The following is a 21,612-nucleotide window of genomic DNA, read 5'->3' on the forward strand; positions in this document are numbered from 1 at the left end:
GATAAAATCGTTTTTACGCTAGTATATTTGCTCCCGCAATGAAAGCGGTTATTACAATATTCTTTTTCTTATGCTTCTTAATTATAAGAAGCAGTAATAGCCATGCAGTTCTCATTGAATCCGATCGGCCGACCGTTAGTTTTATGTATCAGCACAATCACGTCGATTTACAGCAGTATATTGATGCATCGGCTGAACACATTGATCCGCTGTTTTATGGTAGTGTACATGACGATAACCCTGTCATAGCTGAATTTGATTACGAGAATTTTCAATTGACCAAAGATTTGCATGCCACATCCCAACTTATTGCGCTGCTTCTCTTTGCAATTGTCCTTTTTATTTTTGTTTTTCGATTTGCAAAGAAAATTCCTTTTTGCAATTTCATAGCCTATCTTTTCCCTCAAAGATACGTTCTTCAACAAAACTGGAGAATTTAAAATATATCCTTCGAAATTTCATATGCTTTGGTGGATATCCTAAGGGATGCTCCGCTTAGTCGTAATCGATTTATACAATCTATTAACAAGTCGGAACGACTATAAACCAAAGTAGAGGTCATTTCACCAACCAGCACAACAAACAATCAAACTTATTTTTTTAATTAGACGCTTACAAATGAAAAGAGTATTTATGCTCGCTAGTTTGGCTATTACCTTATGCCAAATCGGGTGTACTTCCAAAAAGGAAGAAAAGGAAGAAAAGGAGAAATTTACAGCGACCTCTCCGGTGCAAATGGACACCACTATCCGTAAGGACTTTGTTTCCCAGATTAGGTCTTTCCGAAATATTGAGCTTCGGGCTCAGGAGAAAGGCTATCTCGAGCAGATCTTCGTAGATGAAGGACAATTTGTCCACAAAGGGCAACTACTTTTTCGGATTATGCCGAAGATGTATGAGGCCGAATACCGTAAATCTTCGGCAGAGGTTAATGTGGCAGAAATTGAAGTTCAAAATACAAAAACGCTAGCTGATAAAAACGTCGTATCGCCCAATGAATTAGCGATGGCTAAAGCAAAGCTTGAACAGGCTAAGGCGGAGGCTGCGATTGCGAAATTGCATCTTTCCTTTACAGAAATCAGAGCACCTTTTGACGGAACTATCGACCGTATTCCGTTGAAACTGGGAAGTTTGGTGGATGAAGGTGAATTATTAACCAGTCTTTCCGACAATAGCGAGATGCTGGTTTATTTTAATGTTTCCGAACCAGAATATTTGAGCTATCAAACTAACGTTAGTAAACGCGGGGATACCCATGTGGGCCTGTTACTTGCCAATAATGAGCTATTTTCGCAAAGCGGTATGGTGGAGACGATAGAAAGTGAATTTAATAGCGAAACTGGAAATATTGCTTTTAGAGCGAAGTTTCCCAATCCAAACCGTCTTTTAAAACATGGGGAGAGCGGCAAGGTCGTCATGAATTTTCCGTTGAAACAGGTTTTAATTATACCACAGAAAGCGACATACGAAATGCAGGACCGTAAATATGTGTATGTCGTCGATAAGGATGGTAAATTAAAATCGCGTCATATCACAATTGGTAACTCCCTACCAGATTTGTATGTGGTAACGAGTGGGCTTCAAAAAGATGATAAATTTTTGTTGGACGGTATTCAGAAAGCGAAGGAAGATGAGAAGGTCAGTTACAGCTTTGTACAACCTAAAGACGCCATTTCCAATTTAAAATTAAAAACAGAATAGCCCCTTACACTTAAATTCTTATGTTTAGTCGTTTTATAAATAGACCAGTGCTTTCAATCGTTATATCACTGATTATTGTGTTTTTGGGTGTACTATCTATGGTGCAGCTTCCTGTAACACAATTCCCCTCGATATCGCCACCGAAGGTCAATATTACAGCCGAGTATCCAGGAGCAAATGGTGAGTTGATGATTAAATCAGTTATCATTCCTTTAGAACGGGCAATTAATGGAGTTCCGGGCATGAAATATATGGCTTCTGATGCCGGTAACGACGGTGAAGCCAGTATCCAAGTGGTATTCAACCTAGGTACCGATCCCAATCAGGCATCCTTAAATGTGCAGAACCGTGTAGCTTCTGTGGTCAATAAACTTCCACCAATTGTGGTGCGTGAAGGAGTGAAGATTACACGCGAAGAATCCAATATGCTCATGTACATCAATCTTTACAGTAAAGATAAAGAACTGGATGGAAACTTTATGTATAACTATGCGGACATGAACATTGTCTCCGAATTGCGCCGCGTGGACGGTGTTGGGGTGGCAAATATACTTGGAACCCGTGAATTAGCCATGCGTATTTGGTTGAAACCCGATCGTATGACGGCTTACAAAATATCTGCAGAAGAGGTAATGAAGGCCTTATCTGAACAGAGTTTAGAAGCTTCACCGGGTAAAGCTGGTGAATCGTCCGGTATGACCTCCCAATCTTTCGAATATGTATTGAAATACCCTGGACGCTTTACCACAACTGAAGGTTATGGCAACATCGTTTTACGTGCGGGCGAAAATGGCGAAATGCTACGTTTAAAAGACGTTGCGGACATCAAATTTGGCTCGGCGATGTACGATATCTATTCGACACTGAACGGAAAGCCATCTGCGGCGATTGTCTTGAAACAATCTTATGGAAGTAACGCATCTCAGGTCATTCAAGATGTAAAAAGCAAAATGAAAGAGTTGAAGGCATCTTTTCCGAAGGGACTCGATTATGAAATTAGTTACGACGTTTCCAAGTTTTTGGATGCATCCATGGAAAAAGTAGTTCATACGTTATTGGAAGCATTTGTGCTTGTCGCTATTGTCGTTTTTCTATTCTTAGGAGATTGGCGCTCAACGTTGATTCCCACCATTGCAGTGCCGGTTTCATTGGTGGGATCGTTTTTATTCATGCAGTTTTTTGGAATTACCATCAACTTGATTACACTGTTTGCATTGGTGCTTGCCATTGGTGTGGTTGTGGATGATGCGATTGTGGTTATTGAAGCCGTCCATGCCAAGATGGAAGAGCTTCATATTTCGGCTTATAAGGCAACCAAAAAAGCGATGCATGAAATCAGTGGTGCCATTGTTGCGATCACCTTCCTTATGGCGGCGGTTTTTATCCCCGTTGCCTTTATGTCCGGTCCCGTGGGTATATTCTATCGGCAGTTTTCTATTACCATGGCAACTTCAATTATTTTGTCCGGGGTTGTTGCATTGACCCTGACTCCTGCATTATGTGCGATCATGCTGAAGAATAATCATGGCAAGGCAAGAAGGAAATCCATTATCGATAAGTTTCTGGATTCTTTCAATAGATTGTTCGATAGGATGTCCAACAAATATGTTTACTTGTTGAAAGGGATAGTAGATAAACGGACGTTTACATTTTTAGTATTAATTGGCTTTTGTATTGGAGCCTATTTTTTGAACAATGCTGTTCCTGCAGGTTTTATTCCCAATGAAGATCAGGGGATGATTTATGCCATTATTCAAACGCCGCCAGGATCAACATTGGAACGAACCAATTTAGCGGCCCAGACATTGCAAAAAGAAGCTGAAAACATTGATGGTGTACAATCGGTATCGTCGTTAGCGGGTTATGAAATCCTGACTGAAGGAACTGGAGCAAATACAGGTACTTGTTTGATCAACTTGAAAAGCTGGGAAGAACGTAAAGAATCCTCACAAGAGATTATTGAGCAACTTGAGGCTGCTGCCAAAAATATCCCAGGGGCGTCTATCGAGTTTTTCCAACCACCAGCCGTACCGGGCTATGGTGCCGCGGGTGGATTTGAGCTTCGTCTTCTGGACAAAGCAGGTTCTGGCGACTACAAAAAAATGGAAACAGTAAGCAAGGATTTTGTGCGTGAGTTGAACAAGAGACCTGAGTTATCGTCTGTATTTACCTTCTATAGCGCGAGTTTTCCACAGTACATGTTGCATATAGACAATGATCTAGCGCAACAAAAGGGTGTTACGATTGACAATGCGCTGAATACGCTTTCGACTTTGGTTGGTAGTAACTACGAAACGAACTTCATTAAGTATGACCGTCAATATAAAGTTATGGTTCAGGCTTTGCCGCAATACAGGGCTTTGCCGGAAGATATCTTAAAGCTGTATGTGAAGAATGAAAAGGATGAAATGGTCCCATTTTCAGCATTTATGCATATGGAAAAGGTCTATGGTCTTTCTGAGATCACGCGCCACAATATGTATTTGGCCTCTGAAATTTCAGGTTCTGCCGCGTCCGGCTACAGTAGTGGTGAAGCAATCCAGGTGATTAATGAAGTCGCCGCCAAAACGTTACCTCGAGGCTATGGTATTGACTGGGCTGGTATCTCCAAGGATCAAGTAGGGCGTGGAAATCAGGCGATTTACATCTTTTTGATCTGTCTCGGCTTCGTTTATTTAATTCTTTCTGCTCAATATGAGAGTTTTATTATGCCTTTCGCGGTACTACTTTCTTTACCAATCGGAATCTTTGGTGCCTTTCTATTATTGAAGTTATTGGGATTGGAAAACAACATTTATGCACAGGTCGCCTTGGTCATGCTCATAGGTTTACTTGGTAAAAATGCCGTGTTGATTGTTGAGTTTGCTGCTCAGCGGCATTCGCAAGGATTGAGTATTATTGAAGCTGCCTTGGATGGGGCAAAAGTTAGGTTTAGACCTATTTTGATGACGTCTTTTGCCTTTATCGCTGGCTTGATTCCCTTAGTTATGGCGTCTGGCCCAGGTGCAATAGGAAACCGTACGATCGGTACGGCAGCAGCGGGAGGTATGTTGTTTGGAACAGTGTTTGGTATTTTAGTGATACCAGGCTTGTACTATATCTTCGGAACTATTGCCTCTAAACGTAAGCTTATTAAACATGAAGATGAAAATCCATTAACTGAAGAACTTGATAATAATGACTAATCTCAGCAAAAAACAATGGGTCATTGCAATTTCGCTTTCAGCAGCAGTGACGGGATGTAAGGTTCCGAAAGCGACACAAATACAGGAGAATAAATTTGTTCCACAGCAATTTACAGACGTAAATAAATCTGACACAACGAATTCAGCATCGGTTAAGTGGCGCGAATTTTTTACAGATCCAAATCTAGTTGTATTAATAGATACAGCGTTAAAAAACAATCAGGAACTGAATGTTACTTTGCAGGAGTTGGCAATCGCAAAGAATGATATTCTTTTACGAAAAGGGGCGTTGAAACCTACTGTTGGTTTACGTGCCGGAGGAGGTGTTGAAAAAGTTGGGCGATATACCAGCCAGGGTGCAGGTGATGCAAGTACAGAAATTGCGCCTGGAAAAGAAATGCCCGATCCGCTAGGAGATTTGACCATTGGCGCGTACGCAAGTTGGGAAATTGATGTTTGGAAAAAACTAAAAGATGGCGAGCAAGCTGCGCTCAATCGTTATCTTGCTACAGTAGAGGGGAAAAATTTTGTATTGAGTAGTCTTATTGCTGAAGTTGCACGCTCGTATTATGAATTATTGGCATTGGACAGTCAATTGACTATTATCAAACAGAATATTGAATTACAGGACAACGCGCTTGCGGTAATCCGATTGCAGAAACAGGCTGCTCGTGTAACAGAATTGGCTGTTCAAAAGTTTGAGGCTGAGGTTTTAAAAACCAAGGGCATGGAGTTTGAAACTAGACAACAGATCAAGGAAACTGAAAATCGTATTAATTTCCTATTGGGACGTTTTCCGCAGGAGATTAAACGCAATCAAAGTAGTTTTGTAGATTTGATCCCGGCGAAAGTTCAGACAGGTTTACCTAGCCAACTCTTAAGCAACAGACCTGACATCCGAGAAGCAGAATATGAACTCACTGCAGCCAAATTGGATGTAAATATTGCACGGAAAGAGTTCTACCCCTCTCTGGAGATTTCGGCTGCTTTGGGTTTGCAGGCATTTAAACCTTCTTACTTGTTTAAAATGCCGGAATCGGTTTTATACAATTTAATTGGGGAGCTTGCGGCACCATTGATCAATAAAAATGGGCTTAAAGCAGAATTTAGTACGGCTAACGCAAAACAGATACAGGCTGTTTATAATTACGAAAAAGCAATTCTGAATGCTTACTTAGAAGTCTCTACTCAACTTTCAAATATTGAAAACCTTGGTCGCAGCTACGATTTCAAAACAAAACAGGTTGAGGTCCTTAATAATTCCGTCACCGTGTCCAACGATCTCTTTAAATCAGCGAGGGCAGACTACATGGAGGTTTTGATGACACAACGCGATGTGCTGGATTCGAAACTTGAATTGATAGAAACGAAGAAGCAGCAGCTCAATGCTGTTGTCAATATCTATAAAGATCTGGGAGGAGGCTGGAAATAAGTTGTTTGTTTGAATGGACCCCGCTAGGCGGGGTTCTTTTTTATAAGCCTATGCAAAATTCTTTCTTGTGGGAATAGAATTAATGCTTATTTTTAATCCTTATTTAATCAATCGTATTTGTTTTATGGAATCACAAGAGTACATTCTTATCAATGATGATGCTGAAAGGGGAGTGTTTTATAAAAAAACTTATCTTCATGTTGCGTTTTCGATCTTAGCATTTATCGTTTTGGAAACTTTGCTGATCAAATTGATCCCTTATGATTTTATCGTTTGGATGGTTAGCGGAAAATTTATTTGGTTGTTTTTATTGGGATGTTTTTGGTTAGGGTCCACACTTTCATCAAGATGGACACTTTCGCAAAGCCGTCAAACCCAATATCTAGGACTAGCTTTCTATATTGTACTGGAAGCAATCATCTTTCTGCCAATGATTTTTATGGCGGTGTTTATGACGGAAGGTATTAGTGTCATTTATCAAGCAAGTATAATGACTTTGGCATTGTTTACCGGGCTTACTGTTGTAGCATTTGTATCCAATAAAGATTTTTCATTCCTGAGGAATATTCTGGTAATTGGAGGCTTCTTATCCTTGGGGGTAATTGTCGCTGGTGCTATTTTTGGTTTTGAACTTGGATTATGGTTCTCGGTTGCAATGATTGCACTTGCTTCCGGAAGCATACTCTATCAAACTCAAAATCTGAAGTATAGTTACGGCAACGAACAATACGTTGGAGCGGCGCTACAGCTATTTTCATCAATAATGTTGCTGTTTTGGTATATTCTACGAATTTTAATGCGCAGAAGATAAATTTTGTTCATTTTAAAAATAAGAAACGGTGGTTAGAGTAAAGTTTATTTTAACCACCGTTTTTTACTTTTGTATAGTCTCTATTTTAGTCTATTTTTTAGATTCTTCAGCCCTTGATCGAAATCTTTGTTCATATTCATGAATAAATTCATAAAGTTCCATGGATAGGGCGATTTTCCTGAAATACCCCAAGTCACTGAGGTTTGATTAGGCGAGATCTCTTTTAGGATAAAATAACCTTTGGCTGGTTCACCTATGCTGAAATCGAGGGATGTTTCGATTGTTTCGCCATCGACTACAATCCTGCACGCGATTGACAAACAAATAGATCTGACTAAGCTGATACAATCAGGTAATAGTTGTCGGGGTCACGTAGGATAAATTGATCTTTCAAAGAATTCTCGTTGTAATGTATATCCTTCTCTATGACTGCATTTAGCAAAGTGGCGTTTTCGAAAATTTGCTGTAAATTGTCTACTCTAAAGAATAATATGAGTCCATTCCCTGCCTGTATTTGATCCCGCATAGTAGGATGATCATGTTCCCCCCATTTGTGTAAACAGAGAATAACAGTTCCGTTATCTGTGAGAATTTCAAATGTTTCTCCTCCATGTTGACCGGTACAGCCTAAAAGCTTTTGATAGAATTGTGAGCTTTTGGGAACGTTATCCACTGCGATGATTGGTTCTGTCCGTATCATGTTATCGTTGACTTGAATTTACTAAGGTTAATAAAAGAGGCTTAGTGATTTCTCTCTCACCAAATCTAATATCATGCGATAAGCGGCCACCGAGTTACCGTGTTGATCCAAGGCTGGACTATAGGCCCCTATACCCATTTTATTCGGTACACTTACAGCGATTCCGCCACCAACACCCGATTTACTTGGAAGTCCCACAGTTCTGGCATATTCGCCGCTAAATTCGTACATCCCTGCAATGAGCATTTGCGATTGAACTAGCTGAGATAGACTTGGATTATTGTATTGCTTATTTCCATCATAACGCACACAGTGATTGGCAAAAAAGAAACCTATTTTAGCCAGATCCTCTGCGGTTATCTCAATTGAGCACTGTTTAAAATAATTATTTAGTTTATCTTCACCTTCACCATCAATGAGTCCATTGTTGCGCATCAGGTAGAACATACCTCTGTTTCGATTTCCAGTCTCCCGTTCCGAATTATATACGGATTTACTATAATCAATCTTTTCATTATTTGTTATAAAACGAATCATATTGCGTATTTTAAGAAAAGGTTCCTCACCTGTTCCTTTAATAAGCGAAGTCGTTAAAATGGCGCCAGCGTTCATCATTGGATTGAGTGGTTTACCCGATGTTTCCAAATTCGCAAAATGATTGAAAGGTTTGTCCGTGCCATAGTATCCCATATTATTGAAAACAACTTGCTCGCCATTTTCCAGTACGGCAATCATCAGGGAAACAATTTTTGAAATACTCTGAATTGTAAATCTTTGCTGTACGTCGCCAATACTAACGATTGTTCCATCACTATTTACGACCGAAAGAGCAATGGACGATGCGTTGGCTTTACCCAATTCCGGAATATAATCGGCCACCTTACCTTCATTGAATGACTGTCTATTTTTATCCAATATTTTATCCAATAATGCTTTATCAACAATCGCAGTTTTAGTACCCTGCTGGTTTTGAATGCTATTTTGAGCAAAGGCTACAGGAATTGATCCGCAAGATATCAAGCCAATAATACAGGCTACCAACCTAATATTTTTTCTCATTTTTTAATTATTTATTCGTTCCAAAGATAGGGAACAGTGTATTAAAAATAAAAGAGGCGCTAAATAGATAACGTTTTAGCACCTCTTCCTAGTAGCTCATACCTTAGGCTGCATTTGGAGCTGGGTCCACATTCCAACCGGAAAGTATACCGCCATAGAAAAAGAAGGTGACGTAAAAATTCTTTTTGCTCACCTTATCAGTAACGAGGTATTTTTGAGTGACATCATATGCATCTATTTTTTTATATCTAGATAATGCTATCGGGCTGGCAGCCGGGTTTTCTGAACGGACCAAATCTTGTATCTTTTGGTTGATTAATTTCATAATTCCTTCTTTTTTGAAGGGATTATTTTCGATTTTCACATGTGCCAAACCTGTTAAAGTTCCATTATTTTGAGCTTTCTTCGCTTTCGCAGCAGCTGTATAGGCTCTGAATTTTTCCTTGATCTGAGGGTCTTTTAAGCTATGGATGGTAAAAATAGAAATTCCCTGCGCACCATTATTTAGCGCTTCATCCATATCGGTAAATATTTCCTCATTATTTTTAGCCATCAACCCACAGTATAGGGACGTATTTGCACCTTTGTCGCGCACATTTTCTAAAGTACAATCGCTAATAAAGCTTGGATCTTCTGTATAGAAATTGCTGTAAACCATTGGAAAAACAACATCTAAATTCCACTTACCCCAATCCTGACGTACCATACGCGAAGCCATTTTGGGGGTCGGAAATGGGGATGCTGCCATTGTTTTGCCATGAGAATGAACAATTTCTGCAATCATATTGGCGATATCTGTTATCTGATCGCAACGAAATTGGCGCCATTTGAGATCTTTCGATGGATCTTTTTGTGCACGAGGGTCATAGCCATATTGTTTTTTAAATTTTTCTATAGCAATGGGATGATAGCCGTAATCCCAAGCGGGATATTCGCGATCTTGGACAATATTATATTTAGGCCAAAGGGTTGTGGGGAGGACAACATCCACATAACGATTGTAGTCAATAGAGATACCTTCCAATCCCTCAACTTCACAATAGGATTCAATTTTCTTTTTGATATATTCTTTTACTCCTGGTACTACGGGCGATAAAAATTTATAATAACCAACGTATGCAGTAGTATCTGCGAGACTTTTTCCACTGCGATTGACACTGAACCAATCTGGATGCTCTTTAAGTATTTTATCTCTGTCGTGTTCCAAATTCATCGTCCAAAGCCAGGCTATAACCTGGATGCCGTATTTTTTTGCAATAGGAATCGCTACACGATACTCATCTGGGCTAGCAGCATTTAACATCACGCCATCGATCCCTAGATAGTTCATCTCACGGCAAATAGAATCAAAGTTTGTTTTGGCGTTGTAATCTAGCCAGGTCCAAAACATAGCGGTTTTTTCTTTGTCTGTGGCGTGAACGCTTGATACTGAAAAGCTTTGAATCAAAAGGAGCGCAAGGCCAATAAAGCATCTTCTGATTAGTGTTTCTTTCATAATATATTTATCGATTCTAAAATGTATTCCATATTTACATGATGAAGTTTTCTCATAAACTGCAAAACTCATGAAAAGATCAATCTATAGGTTTTAAATTTAGATTGTATTGAAATTCGCCTGTGAAATTACATAAAAACGTGGAATTTATACCTGATCTTTTTTTAATCCGTTTGATTTTCTTACAGTTATTAAATTTTATTAGAATAACAAAACATTTTTTAAAGCTATGTGTTGTACCTACAACATTAGATTTAGGACAATAAGATTATTAACAATGAGAAGTAAGCTGGGCTACTGGCTAAGAAAAAAAATGTTTTAGTATGAAGAAACGCTACATTCCAATTTCTATTGCATGTTTATTGAGCCATACCTTGGTCAAAGGGCAAGAACCAGGTACTGTACAAGAGCATAAAGTTGATTCTGTGCAACAAAAAAAAGATGACACGACATATCCCAAGCTTCAGGTGAAAGGTTTGTTTCAGGCCCGTTATCTTGTTAGTGCTACAAAAGATGTCGATGTCAACGGGCTACATCACAGTGATGGTTCAGGTACGGATAACAATTTTATGGTAAAATATATGCGGGTACAGATGCGCGCTCAGATTAGCAAGCGTACTGAAGTTGCCGTATTAGCTAACCTCGCAGATTTCAAAAGTGATCCCAAAACAAAAGTGCTCGAAAATGCCTACTTGAAATATACATTTAGTCCCAAATTGGCAATCACAGTGGGCCAATTTCGTCCTTGGTTTGGCATCGAGGAAACTTATCCTATTGACATCATCAAATCTTTAGACTGGTCAAATCAGTATCTAGAATTCGGCAAACTGGGCTGGGCCAGTTTTCAAATAGGTGTCGCTGCAACGGGGGAGACCAATCTCGGTGAGGTTCCTTTTAGTTATTCTTTGTCTGTCGTGAATGGAAATGGAAAGAATCAGGTGGTTGATATGGATAATGGTAAGCAATATGCCACCCGTTTGGTCTTTGGGCTTTCAAAGAAGTACGGAATTAATTTAGGACTTAATGGAGGCGTTGGCGATGTGATGAAAAAACAGGTACATGCATTGGGTGTTGATCTAACTGGGAATGTCAGTTTTGGTAAACGATGGAATCTTGATATGCAATTGGAAGCAAAACAGGCGATCAATCATAACCTGTATTATTCTTTGGAAGAAAGTGCGCGAACATCCAAGTTGAGTGACTATTTGGTCCGCGGTATCTATTTTCTACCCAACTTAAGATATGAAGTAAATTATTTCAATCTAAGCGCTTTCGAGCTATCATGTCGGTATGAGTATATTGACCCTAATTACAAACTCAATGCAAATGCGCGTCAAACATATACGCCAATGTTTGGCTTGGAATTTTTAAAAAATTATGGTGCAAGGATACAGTTGGGACTTCAGTTGGACCGATATAAAAAGCAGACCGAGAATACCAGCGAATTCAATAAAAATTTATTTATTGTTCAAGTACAAAGTCGATTCTAACCTATTAAACTACGTTTATCATGAAAGAAATCAGTATTAAAAATGTTGCCATTACTTTTCTAATAGCACTCATTTTATGGTTTATCCCAATACCGAAAGGCGTCAGTCCGGAAGCCTGGCATTTATTTGCAATTTTCGCTGCAACCATTCTTGGGATTATTTTAAAAGCAGCTCCTATGGGTACCATGTGTATGATGGCCATTGCCTTTACGGCCCTTACACAAGTATTGGCACCTGGAGATGCGGGTAAGTCCATTACTAAAGCTTTGACTGGATTTGGCGACAAAGTTATCTGGCTGATAGGAATCTCTTTTTTTATCGCCCGTGGCTTTATCAAAACTGGTTTGGGCAATAGGATTGCTTTTCTTTTCATTCGTGTTTTTGGAAAGAGTTCGCTGGGACTGGCTTATGGATTGGGTTTAGCAGATGTCTGTCTGGCTCCGGCTATCCCGAGCAATACTGCTCGTGGTGGAGGAATTATCTATCCAATTATGAAATCTATGGCGATTAGTTTTGATTCAGTTCCTGACAAGCCAGAGACACATCGAAAATTAGGATCTTATTTAACTTTAAACAGTTATTACATGAATCTGATCGCATCTTCCATGTTTTTGACAGGCACTGCGAGTAATCCAATGTGTCAAAAATTTGCTGCAAATCTCGGAATTGATATTACCTGGATGTCCTGGGCGATTGCTGGATTTATACCCGGTATTGTCGCATTTTTTGTCGTTCCGCTTGTTCTTTATAAGTTATATCCACCTGAATTGAAAAAAACAGGAGATGCACCTAAGATGGCGGCGCAGAAATTAAAAGAGATGGGACCAATTTCCAGAAATGAATGGTTGATGCTTTTGGCGTTCTTTATCTTATTGGCATTATGGATTTTTGGTGGTTCTTTTTCAATTGATGCTACAACCACAGCCTTCATCGGTTTGACACTACTTTTACTGACCTCTGTATTGACCTGGGAGGATGTTAAAGCCGAAAAAGGAGCATGGGATACGATTGTTTGGTTTGCTGTTTTAGTTATGATGGCCAGTTCCTTAAATGAGCTCGGCTTTATCGGCTGGTTTAGCGACCTGATCAAAGTACAGATTGGTGATTTAAGTTGGCAAATAGCCTTTCCGGTCATCATTCTTGTTTATTTCTTTAGTCACTACATTTTTGCGAGTGCTACCGCCCATGTAGCGGCGATGTATGCTGCTTTGCTGGGCGTTGGCATTTCATTAGGTATTCCACCGATGTTACTGGCAATGATGCTCGGATTTCTGGGTTCTATCTATGGTGTCTTAACGCATTACGGACATGGCCCCGCACCTGTATTCTTTGGAAGTGGTTATGTAGATTTAAAATCCTGGTGGCTGCGGGGAATTGAAATAGGCATTGTATTGTTGGTGATTTATATGGGGGTAGGTGGACTTTGGATGAAAGTTATAGGTTATTATTAAAATTAAGATCTTATTATGTTATCTACTTTAGCTAAAAAGATGCTCATGTGTCTGACGGGATTGTTTTTAGTATTCTTTTTACTGATTCACTTTTTGGGAAACTTGCAGCTCTTCTTGCCTCAGGAACAAGCGCATTTGCAGTTTAATGCTTACTCGCATTTTCTTTCAGGCAATATCTTGATTAAATTGATTTCTTACGTACTTTATCTAAGCATTATTTTACATGCTTTGGACGGATTAATGATCACATTACATAATAAAAGGGCTGGAGCAAATTATGTGTCCGATCGCCGTGGGCGGGCGAGCAAGTGGTATTCGCGCAATATGGGAATTCTCGGAACCCTTATACTGATCTTTTTGGTTATTCATTTTCAAAATTTTTGGTATGTGTACAAATTTGGTGCTCCACCACTTGATGATCGGGGCAATAAAGATTTGTACATGCTTGTCGTAGAGGTGTTTAAGCAATGGTGGTATGTGGTTATTTACGTATTCTCCATGGCTGCTCTCTGCTATCATCTTATTCATGGGATTCATAGTGCGATTCGAACCTTAGGCGTATTCCACCCCAAATTTGTTAAATGGTTTAAGATCATCGGTATCAGCTATTCTGTCATCATCAGCATTGGTTTTGCATTGATGCCTATTTATATATTTTTTACAGTAAAATAAGGAAGGGAATTCATGGCATTAAATTCAAAAATTCCGGGTGGACCATTGGATCAGAAATGGACGCTCTATAAAAAAACTGCCAAGCTTGTTAATCCTGCGAATCGTAAAAAGCTGGATGTTATCGTTGTGGGTACTGGACTTGCGGGCAGTTCGATAGCTGCTTCGCTTGGCGAAATGGGTTATCAAGTAAAATCTTTTTGCTTTCAGGATAGTCCAAGGAGGGCGCATTCCGTGGCTGCTCAAGGTGGCGTAAATGCGGCGAAGAATTACAAAAATGATGGGGACAGTGTCTATCGCATGTTTGTTGATACGCTCAAGGGGGGAGATTTTCGGGCCCGTGAGGCCAATGTTTATCGTATGGCCGAGTGTTCGCTCAATTTGATAGACCAGGCGGTAGCCCAGGGCGTTCCCTTTGGCCGTGAATACGGAGGTTATCTGAATAATCGATCTTTTGGAGGTGTTCAGGTGAGCCGTACATTCTATGCAAGAGGTCAAACTGGGCAACAACTTCTTTTGGGCGCTTATCAGGCGCTTATGCGTCAAGTGGGTAAAGGTACCGTACAGCTTTTCTCTAGGCACGAAATGCTCGATATTGTTGTTATTGATGGGAAGGCCCGCGGTATTATTGTTAGAAATCTTGACACCGGAGAAATACAACGACATGCTGCACACACCGTTATATTGGCCACTGGAGGCTACGGGAAGATTTATTATCTATCTACATTGGCAATGGGCTGTAACGGCTCTGCAATCTGGCGAGCGCATAAAAAAGGAGCGTTAATGGCCTCGCCGAGCTGGATTCAGATTCATCCCACATCGTTGCCACAGTCTGGCGATTATCAATCTAAATTGACATTAATGTCTGAGTCTTTGCGTAACGATGGAAGGATTTGGGTTCCACTACATAGGGGTGAGACACGGGACGCGAACGCTATCCCCGAAGAAGAAAGGGATTACTATTTGGAACGGCGCTATCCTGCATTTGGCAATCTCGCGCCAAGGGATATTTCATCGCGGGCAGCGAAGGAACGCATCGATGCCGGCTTTGGCATTGGTCCACTTAAAAATGCCGTTTATCTTGATTTTGCGAAAGCTATTCGAGAACAAGGAAAACAGAAAATACAAGAGAAGTATGGTAATCTATTTGATATGTATGAAAAGATAACCGGATATGATGCTTATAAAGAACCGATGATGATTTCACCTTCCGCACATTTTTCCATGGGCGGATTATGGGTGGATTATGAACTGATGACAAGTTTACCAGGGTTATTTGCCTTAGGTGAAGCTAATTTTGCAGACCATGGCGCCAATAGACTTGGCGCTAATTCTTTACTTCAAGCTTCTGTGGACGGCTATTTCATTGCACCCTATACGATTGCAAATTATTTGGCAAACGATATTCATACGGGTAAAATTTCTACAGATCATATTGAATTTGTACGTGCAGAGGAACAGGTAAGGAAGCAAATTGATAGATTTTTGAAAATCAAAGGTAGGAAAACTGTTGATTATTTTCATAAAACACTTGGTAAAATACTTTATGATTACTGTGGGCTGTCACGAAATGAAAAGGGCCTTCGCTATGCTATTGGGGAGATTCAAAAGCTTAAACAGGAATTTTATAATGAGGTCATTGTTAGCGGTGTGGCTAGTACATTAAATACTGAATTGGAGAAAGCTGGACGCGTAGCGGATTATTTTGAAATCGGCGAACTGATGTGTTATGATGCGTTGACAAGGAACGAATCCTGTGGGGCACATTTTAGGGAAGAATACCAAACAGCAGATGGTGAAGCATTACGCAATGACGCGGATTACCAATTTATTTCAGCATGGTCTTGGAAGGGAGAAAGTGAACAACCAGAGTTAATCAAAGAGCCCTTGACTTTTGAAGAAATACAGCCGACAGTAAAAAGCTACAAATAAAACGAACAATTATGGATTTACATCTTAAAATATGGCGACAGAAGGATCGCAATGCCACAGGAAAGTTAGTGACCTACACGTTAAATAACCTAAATCCGCATATGTCATTTTTGGAGATGATGGATACCTTAAATGAGCAGCTGATCACGCAAGGCGATGACCCTATAGAGTTCGATCATGACTGTCGCGAGGGCATCTGTGGTCAGTGTGGATTGATGATCAATGGAATTGCTCATGGACCACTTAAACATACCACCACCTGCCAGCTACATTTACGTTCATTTAACGATAACGATACGATAACTATAGAACCCTTCCGTTCGGCTGCATTTCAGGTAAAAAAAGATCTAAAAGTGGATCGATCAGCATTTGACCGAATTATTTCTTCGGGCGGATTTGTATCCATTAATACTGGGCAAGCTCCAGATGCGACCGTTATTCCTATTGCTCACGAATTAGCGGAATCTGCATTTGACTCTGCTGCCTGTATAGGTTGTGGTGCTTGTGTAGCGACCTGTAAAAATGGTAGTGCTGCTCTTTTTACTGCTGCGAAGATTACGCATATGGCTTTGCTTCCACAGGGTAAAGAAGAGCGTAGCTTGCGGGTTTTAAATATGGTAACTCAAATGGATATGGAGTCTTTCGGTCACTGCTCAAATATGGAAGCCTGTGAGGTAGAGTGTCCTCAAGGTATATCCGTATTGAATATTGCACGTATGAATTTTGAATATAACAAAGCTTTGATTTTTAAGAAGCGGCAATGATCTTCATGAATGGTATTCTATAAAACTGGCACGATTGTTTCTTCAATCGGACTTTAAGTATAGAATTGACTTCATAAAAAAAAGATGCATAGTTCATTGAATTGTATTATCGACATAGCGAAAAAGAATTTAAAATATTTTATGGACGAAAGAAGGGTTTTTATACTAATTTTGGAAAAAGAAAGTCATTAAAGTTATAGCGATTGATATGAAGTGTAGCAGGTTGTTTGCCTTAATTTTCACATGTAGCGTGATGTTAAGTATTACGTCATGTAAAGATTTTTCGAATAAGGTTTTAGGAAAGGGGAATCTGAAAGATACAATTACAGAGCAATTAAAGGTTGAGGAAAAGATACCGCATTTGTTGGACAGGTGGGATTCTCTTCAAAAAAATCAGATTCTTTTTACGGTTGACAGTCTGCATCCTATTTCCGTAAGACAGCAAAAGCGTGAACTTAAAGATTCCTTGCGTAAAGCTTTTGATAGACACCCGAAACATATTTATTTAACTTTTGATGACGGTCCATTAATTGGTAGTGCTTTTATTGACTCCATTGCGAAGGAGAAAAATATCAAAGTTAGCGTATTCCTTATTGGTAAGCACGCCAATATGAGTAAAGGTAGGAAACGTGATCTTGCGCGATATGAATCAAATCATCTTGTAGCGTGTTACAATCATAGTTATACACACGCAAATAATCAATATTCTAGATTTTATAATAACCCTCAAAAGGCTTTTGCTGATTTTGAAAAAAATGAAACAGATCTCAACTTGAAGCATAAAATCGTTCGACTTCCAGGAAGGAATATCTGGATCTATGATAATGTTCGAAAGATCGACCTCAAGAACGGGGCCAGTACGGCGGATTTGCTTCATAAAAATGGATATACGATTTATGGTTGGGATGTGGAGTGGAGACTCAATAGTGTCACTGGAGCACCCATTCAGAGTCAAGAATCGACCTTAAGTCATATTAGGAATTATATGAACAACAAGAGTTCAATGGTACCGAACAATGTCGTTTTCTTGATGCATGATGATATGTTCCAAACGAAAAAGGGACAGCAGGAATTGTCTTTGTTAATTGACGCACTCAAAAGCGAAGGCTACCAATTCGAATTTATGCAAGATTATCCCATTAAATATTAATTAAGCACGCTGGCATCAAAGGATTACAGCGTGTTTTAAATTGCCTACCTTTCTATTTGCTATCCTGGAGTTCTTTTCCTATCTATTAATAAGTGCTGCTTAATTACTGCGGTATCCTGCAATTTTGGCTATTTTTATTAAATTAATTATAGATGTAATTAGAAGGCATGAAAAGCTGCCTTTTTATTTTATCTGCACTAATATAATTTCGATATTGTAAAGATGTTTTTATTCATGCAATCGCTTGTGAAGTTCTATGGTATAGGGCGGTCAAAACAACCTTAAAAAAACTTTTAAAGTCATTTTACGATCTGTGCGAAAAGGTGGCCTACTTAAGAAGTTTCAAATAGCTTATTTACAAACGTTTGTGTAAAATATGTTAAATAGTGTAAAAATAACACTTGTATTTTATCATAATTTTTGTAAATTCAAAATGAATATTCAATTATAAACCGCTGTCGTAAGATGCTAAACCGATAAATCTTATCACAGCAAAAAAAATAACTATTATAAATAGAATTTAAACATTAAACAGTTTTTATGATCAACTGCCATTATTTCTCAAATCAATGGAAGAGAGCGTTTTGGACTGGTTCGTTGTGTTCTTTAGTCACATTGAGTCCCCAATTCGTCGACGCTGCAACGTTTGCAAGCTATGGAATTTTCTTTCAACAAGAGTTAAGTGTTACCGGTAAAGTGACCGATGAAGCTGGAATGCCTATTCCAGGAGTGACCATTTCGGTAAGTGAAAGTAACTTAGCGACTAAGACCGACAACGAAGGTAAATACAAATTGGATAAAGTGCCAAGTACTGGTACCCTCAATTTTCGAATGGTTGGTAAGCTATCTATGGATGAAGCTGTAAAGGGAAGACGTATTGTTGACGTCATTCTACTCAATTCACAATCTAGTTTGGAAGAGGTTATCGTGGTAGGTTACGGAAAGCAAAAAAAGGAGACTGTGACTGGGTCTGTCGCGACGGTTAAAGGGAGTGATCTTGCCAAATCACCAGCATTAAACATCTCAAATGCGTTAACAGGCCGGGTACCTGGTGTCACAGCGACCAATGGGAGTGCTGAGCCCGGTTATGATGGATCTAACATCAAGATCCGCGGGACAAATACGTTAGGGAATAGCAGTCCTTTGGTGGTAATTGACGGTGTTCCGGCGCGTGAAGGCGGAATCGAGCGGCTTAATCCCCGTGATATTGAAAATATATCGGTACTTAAAGATGCTTCCGCAGCAATTTATGGGGCCCGTGCAGCTAACGGCGTTATTCTTGTCACTACGAAAAGAGGAAAAACAGGCAAGCCACAATTTTCCTACACTTTTAATCAGGGATATTCCCAACCTACAGTAATCCCCAAATTGACCACTGCTACTCAATTTGCTGAAATTAGAAATGAACTTGAGATCTATAACCTATCGGTCGACGAATGGTCTGCAGCATATAGCGCAATAACAGATAAAGGGAGTTATATTAAAAAAGATGGTGGAGTATTAGATGCACCTTTTAAACCCGAGGATATCCAAAAATACCGCGACGGGTCTGATCCTTGGGGCCATCCAAATACAGATTGGTATAAGTCTACCCTAAAAGATTGGTCGCCGCAACAACGCCACAATCTTCAGATCAATGGAGGTACTGAGGATGTCAAATATTTGATGTCCCTGGGCTATCAAAATCAGGATGCATACTACAAGAACTCTGCCACAGGCTATAAACAATATGATTTGCGAATTAATCTCGATGCTAATATAAGTCAATATATAAAAACGCAATTCGGCGTATTAGGGAGACAGGAAAATCGCAATTTTCCAACAAAAACTGCTGGTACAATCTTCAGAATGCTCATGCGCGGAAATCCCACTCAACCTGCAATTTGGCCAAACGGTATGCCAGGGCCAGATATAGAAAACGGTGAAAACCCCGTCGTTATCACTACTAATGCCACAGGATATGATAGGGACAAACGCTATTACTTCCAAACGAATGGACAGGTTGAAATTACTAATCCATGGGTTGATGGTCTGAAGCTAACACTGAATGCATCTGTAGACAAATATGTGAAAAATCAAAAAACGTGGGTGATACCTTGGACATTATATTCGTGGCAAGGTGCATATGAAGCTGATGGGGAAACACCACAACTGGTCCCCGGGCGGCGTGGTCCTGCGGATCCGAATCTGAATCAAAGCAATGAAGATCAATTAAACATCTTGCTTGGCGGTATTTTGAGCTTTGACCGGAAATTTGGAAACCATCAAGTGAATGCCATTGCGGGTATCAATAGAGAAACAATTGATAACGATAAATTCAGTGCTTATCGCCGCTACTTTCTTTCCAATGCGATTGATTATCTTTTCGCCGGCGGGGAACAGGAAAAAAATAACGACGGTGCAGCATGGAAGCGCGCTCGTCTAAATTATTTTGGTCGGTTTGGTTATAACTATAAAAGTAAATATATCGCCGAACTCTTGTGGCGTTATGACGGTTCTTACATGTTTCCTGAAAAGGAGCGATTCGGATTCTTCCCTGGGGCAATGGCTGGATGGGTCGTGTCAGAAGAAAATTTCTGGAAGCAAAATGTACCTGTAATTAATTATTTCAAAATCCGTGCTTCGTACGGCCAGATGGGAAATGATAACATCTACTATGATGATAAATTACAAGAGTATCAATATTTTTCCACGTATTCTTTTGGAACGTATATCGTAAATGACAAGTTAGCCAAGTCTCTTTACGAGAGTCGTGTACCAAATGAAATGATTACTTGGGAAGTAGCCAATAATTACAATCTCGGATTTGATTTTCAGTTTCTTCAGGGCAAGTTGAACTTGGAATTTGACATCTTCAAAAACCGGCGTAATTCAATTTTATGGCGCAAAAATGCGTCCATACCGCAAAGTACAGGAATGACGCTCCCAGCCGAGAATATCGGTAAGGTCGATAATAAGGGATGGGAGTTTAATCTCGGTTATCATGGTAAAGTCGGGGAACTTGGTTATACTGTAGGCGTTAACGGTGGGTATGCGAAGAATAAAATCATCTTCTGGGATGAGGCACCAGGAGCGCCAGCATGGCAGCAGAGTACAGGAAAGCCAATAAAAACTGATATCTATTATATCTATGATGGCGTATTCAAAGATTTAAATGATATTGCAAACAATCAGTTAGATTATAGCGCCATAACAAAGACGCTACGTCCTGGTGACATGAAGTACAAAGATTACAACGGTGACGGAAAAATCACACCCGATGATAAAGTTAGACGCGATAAAAATAGTGATCCAACATTTCAAGGCGGTTTCAATTTTAGCCTTACCTATAAAGATTTTGACTTATCGGTATTATTTCAGGGGGCTACAGGCGGAGAGATCCGTGTCGGTACAGATGAGTCTGGATCTATTGGAAATTTTGTGGAGGAATTCTACGAAAACCGCTGGAGTATCAGTAACCCGAGCAGTGTATATCCACGTTTAACAGACCGCGGTAATCAATATTATTCCTATAATAACACGTATTGGATGCGAAGTACAGATTACCTCCGACTTAAGAATGTAGAATTAGGATATAATCTATCCTCTAGTATATGCAATAAAATTGGTATAGGCTCATTGCGTTTATTTGCGAATGGAATGAACCTCATTACTTGGAGTAAAATCAAAATGTATGATCCGGAAGCTGTGAATGCATTAGGACAATATTATCCGCAAGCAAGATTAATCAATCTGGGCGCGTTGTTATCGTTTTAATCAACCCGAATTTAAAA

General features: G+C 39.7%; 16 protein-coding genes. 12 read left to right on the plus strand and 4 right to left on the minus strand.

The features are described from left to right. The first annotated feature begins 38 nt into the window (after positions 1 to 38). The 5 genes from QE382_RS13255 (at position 39) to QE382_RS13275 (ending at position 7,129) form a co-directional block, all read left to right on the plus strand. A complete protein-coding gene (locus QE382_RS13255; RefSeq protein WP_307186310.1) occupies positions 39 to 440 on the plus strand; it encodes a hypothetical protein in 402 nt (133 codons plus the stop codon). A gap of 178 nt (positions 441 to 618) precedes the next feature. Then, positions 619 to 1,701 carry an efflux RND transporter periplasmic adaptor subunit gene (locus QE382_RS13260; protein ID WP_307186311.1) on the plus strand — a complete coding sequence of 361 codons (1,083 nt, stop codon included), beginning with the start codon at positions 619 to 621 and terminating at the stop codon, positions 1,699 to 1,701. 20 nt (positions 1,702 to 1,721) lie between these two features. Next, positions 1,722 to 4,886 carry an efflux RND transporter permease subunit gene (locus QE382_RS13265; protein ID WP_307186312.1) on the plus strand — a complete coding sequence of 1,055 codons (3,165 nt, stop codon included), beginning with the start codon at positions 1,722 to 1,724 and terminating at the stop codon, positions 4,884 to 4,886. Continuing rightward, positions 4,879 to 6,318: a TolC family protein gene (locus tag QE382_RS13270; protein ID WP_307186313.1), complete on the plus strand. Its 1,440-nt coding sequence runs from the start codon at positions 4,879 to 4,881 to the stop codon at positions 6,316 to 6,318. The genes QE382_RS13265 and QE382_RS13270 overlap by 8 nt, the downstream gene beginning before the upstream one ends. Positions 6,319 to 6,385: 67 nt before the next feature. Next, on the plus strand, positions 6,386 to 7,129 hold the full coding sequence (locus tag QE382_RS13275; protein ID WP_307186314.1) for a Bax inhibitor-1/YccA family protein: 744 nt from the start codon (positions 6,386 to 6,388) through the stop codon (positions 7,127 to 7,129). An 80-nt stretch (positions 7,130 to 7,209) separates the two neighbouring features. Here QE382_RS13275 and QE382_RS13280 read toward each other — a convergent pair whose 3' ends face one another. The 4 genes from QE382_RS13280 to QE382_RS13295 form a co-directional block, all read right to left on the minus strand. Next, entirely contained in the window at positions 7,210 to 7,449 is a 240-nt protein-coding gene (locus tag QE382_RS13280; protein WP_294350308.1) for an SRPBCC family protein, read from the minus strand. 14 nt (positions 7,450 to 7,463) lie between these two features. Then, entirely contained in the window at positions 7,464 to 7,829 is a 366-nt protein-coding gene (locus QE382_RS13285) for a VOC family protein (protein WP_307186315.1), read from the minus strand. 27 nt (positions 7,830 to 7,856) lie between these two features. After that, positions 7,857 to 8,888, minus strand: a complete 1,032-nt coding sequence (gene glsA / locus QE382_RS13290) for a glutaminase A (RefSeq protein ID WP_307186316.1) — start codon at positions 8,886 to 8,888, stop codon at positions 7,857 to 7,859. Between the two features lie 103 nt (positions 8,889 to 8,991). Continuing rightward, positions 8,992 to 10,383: a glycoside hydrolase family protein gene (locus QE382_RS13295; RefSeq protein WP_307186317.1), complete on the minus strand. Its 1,392-nt coding sequence runs from the start codon at positions 10,381 to 10,383 to the stop codon at positions 8,992 to 8,994. A gap of 323 nt (positions 10,384 to 10,706) precedes the next feature. Between QE382_RS13295 and QE382_RS13300 the strand changes: the two genes are divergently transcribed. The 7 genes from QE382_RS13300 to QE382_RS13330 all read left to right on the plus strand — a co-directional run bounded on the left by QE382_RS13300 (position 10,707) and on the right by QE382_RS13330 (position 21,595). Then, complete coding sequence (locus QE382_RS13300; protein WP_307186318.1) at positions 10,707 to 11,873, plus strand: porin; 1,167 nt, start codon at positions 10,707 to 10,709, stop codon at positions 11,871 to 11,873. 20 nt (positions 11,874 to 11,893) lie between these two features. Further along, on the plus strand, positions 11,894 to 13,324 hold the full coding sequence (locus QE382_RS13305) for an anion permease (protein WP_307186319.1): 1,431 nt from the start codon (positions 11,894 to 11,896) through the stop codon (positions 13,322 to 13,324). A 15-nt stretch (positions 13,325 to 13,339) separates the two neighbouring features. Beyond that, complete coding sequence (locus QE382_RS13310; RefSeq protein WP_293957530.1) at positions 13,340 to 13,996, plus strand: succinate dehydrogenase cytochrome b subunit; 657 nt, start codon at positions 13,340 to 13,342, stop codon at positions 13,994 to 13,996. Positions 13,997 to 14,008: 12 nt separating this feature from the next. After that, complete coding sequence (locus tag QE382_RS13315; protein WP_307186320.1) at positions 14,009 to 15,925, plus strand: fumarate reductase/succinate dehydrogenase flavoprotein subunit; 1,917 nt, start codon at positions 14,009 to 14,011, stop codon at positions 15,923 to 15,925. 11 nt (positions 15,926 to 15,936) lie between these two features. Continuing rightward, the gene (locus tag QE382_RS13320; protein ID WP_307186321.1) at positions 15,937 to 16,689 is read left to right on the plus strand and encodes a succinate dehydrogenase/fumarate reductase iron-sulfur subunit; all 753 of its coding nucleotides are present in this window, start codon (positions 15,937 to 15,939) and stop codon (positions 16,687 to 16,689) included. Positions 16,690 to 16,942: 253 nt separating this feature from the next. Continuing rightward, positions 16,943 to 17,839, plus strand: a complete 897-nt coding sequence (locus QE382_RS13325; RefSeq protein WP_307186322.1) for a polysaccharide deacetylase family protein — start codon at positions 16,943 to 16,945, stop codon at positions 17,837 to 17,839. Between the two features lie 540 nt (positions 17,840 to 18,379). Then, positions 18,380 to 21,595, plus strand: coding sequence for a SusC/RagA family TonB-linked outer membrane protein (locus QE382_RS13330; RefSeq protein WP_307186323.1), 3,216 nt, complete (start codon positions 18,380 to 18,382; stop codon positions 21,593 to 21,595). The last annotated feature ends 17 nt before the right edge of the window (positions 21,596 to 21,612 follow it).

Origin of the sequence: Sphingobacterium zeae (assembly GCF_030818895.1) — a bacterium.
In the GTDB taxonomy this organism is placed as follows: Bacteria; Bacteroidota; Bacteroidia; order Sphingobacteriales; family Sphingobacteriaceae; genus Sphingobacterium; species Sphingobacterium zeae.

Bases quoted from the DNA above. Each gene is read 5' to 3' on its own strand.
- QE382_RS13330 (WP_307186323.1), top strand. From the start codon at position 18,380: ATGATCAACTGCCATTATTTCTCAAATCAATGGAAGAGAGCGTTTTGG.
- QE382_RS13305 (WP_307186319.1), top strand. From the start codon at position 11,894: ATGAAAGAAATCAGTATTAAAAATGTTGCCATTACTTTTCTAATAGCA.
- QE382_RS13260 (WP_307186311.1), top strand. From the start codon at position 619: ATGAAAAGAGTATTTATGCTCGCTAGTTTGGCTATTACCTTATGCCAA.
- QE382_RS13270 (WP_307186313.1), top strand. From the start codon at position 4,879: ATGACTAATCTCAGCAAAAAACAATGGGTCATTGCAATTTCGCTTTCA.
- QE382_RS13320 (WP_307186321.1), top strand. From the start codon at position 15,937: ATGGATTTACATCTTAAAATATGGCGACAGAAGGATCGCAATGCCACA.
- QE382_RS13285 (WP_307186315.1), bottom strand. From the start codon at position 7,829: ATGATACGGACAGAACCAATCATCGCAGTGGATAACGTTCCCAAAAGC.
- QE382_RS13255 (WP_307186310.1), top strand. From the start codon at position 39: ATGAAAGCGGTTATTACAATATTCTTTTTCTTATGCTTCTTAATTATA.
- QE382_RS13325 (WP_307186322.1), top strand. From the start codon at position 16,943: ATGTTAAGTATTACGTCATGTAAAGATTTTTCGAATAAGGTTTTAGGA.
- QE382_RS13300 (WP_307186318.1), top strand. From the start codon at position 10,707: ATGAAGAAACGCTACATTCCAATTTCTATTGCATGTTTATTGAGCCAT.
- QE382_RS13265 (WP_307186312.1), top strand. From the start codon at position 1,722: ATGTTTAGTCGTTTTATAAATAGACCAGTGCTTTCAATCGTTATATCA.
- QE382_RS13310 (WP_293957530.1), top strand. From the start codon at position 13,340: ATGTTATCTACTTTAGCTAAAAAGATGCTCATGTGTCTGACGGGATTG.
- glsA (WP_307186316.1), bottom strand. From the start codon at position 8,888: ATGAGAAAAAATATTAGGTTGGTAGCCTGTATTATTGGCTTGATATCT.
- QE382_RS13295 (WP_307186317.1), bottom strand. From the start codon at position 10,383: ATGAAAGAAACACTAATCAGAAGATGCTTTATTGGCCTTGCGCTCCTT.
- QE382_RS13315 (WP_307186320.1), top strand. From the start codon at position 14,009: ATGGCATTAAATTCAAAAATTCCGGGTGGACCATTGGATCAGAAATGG.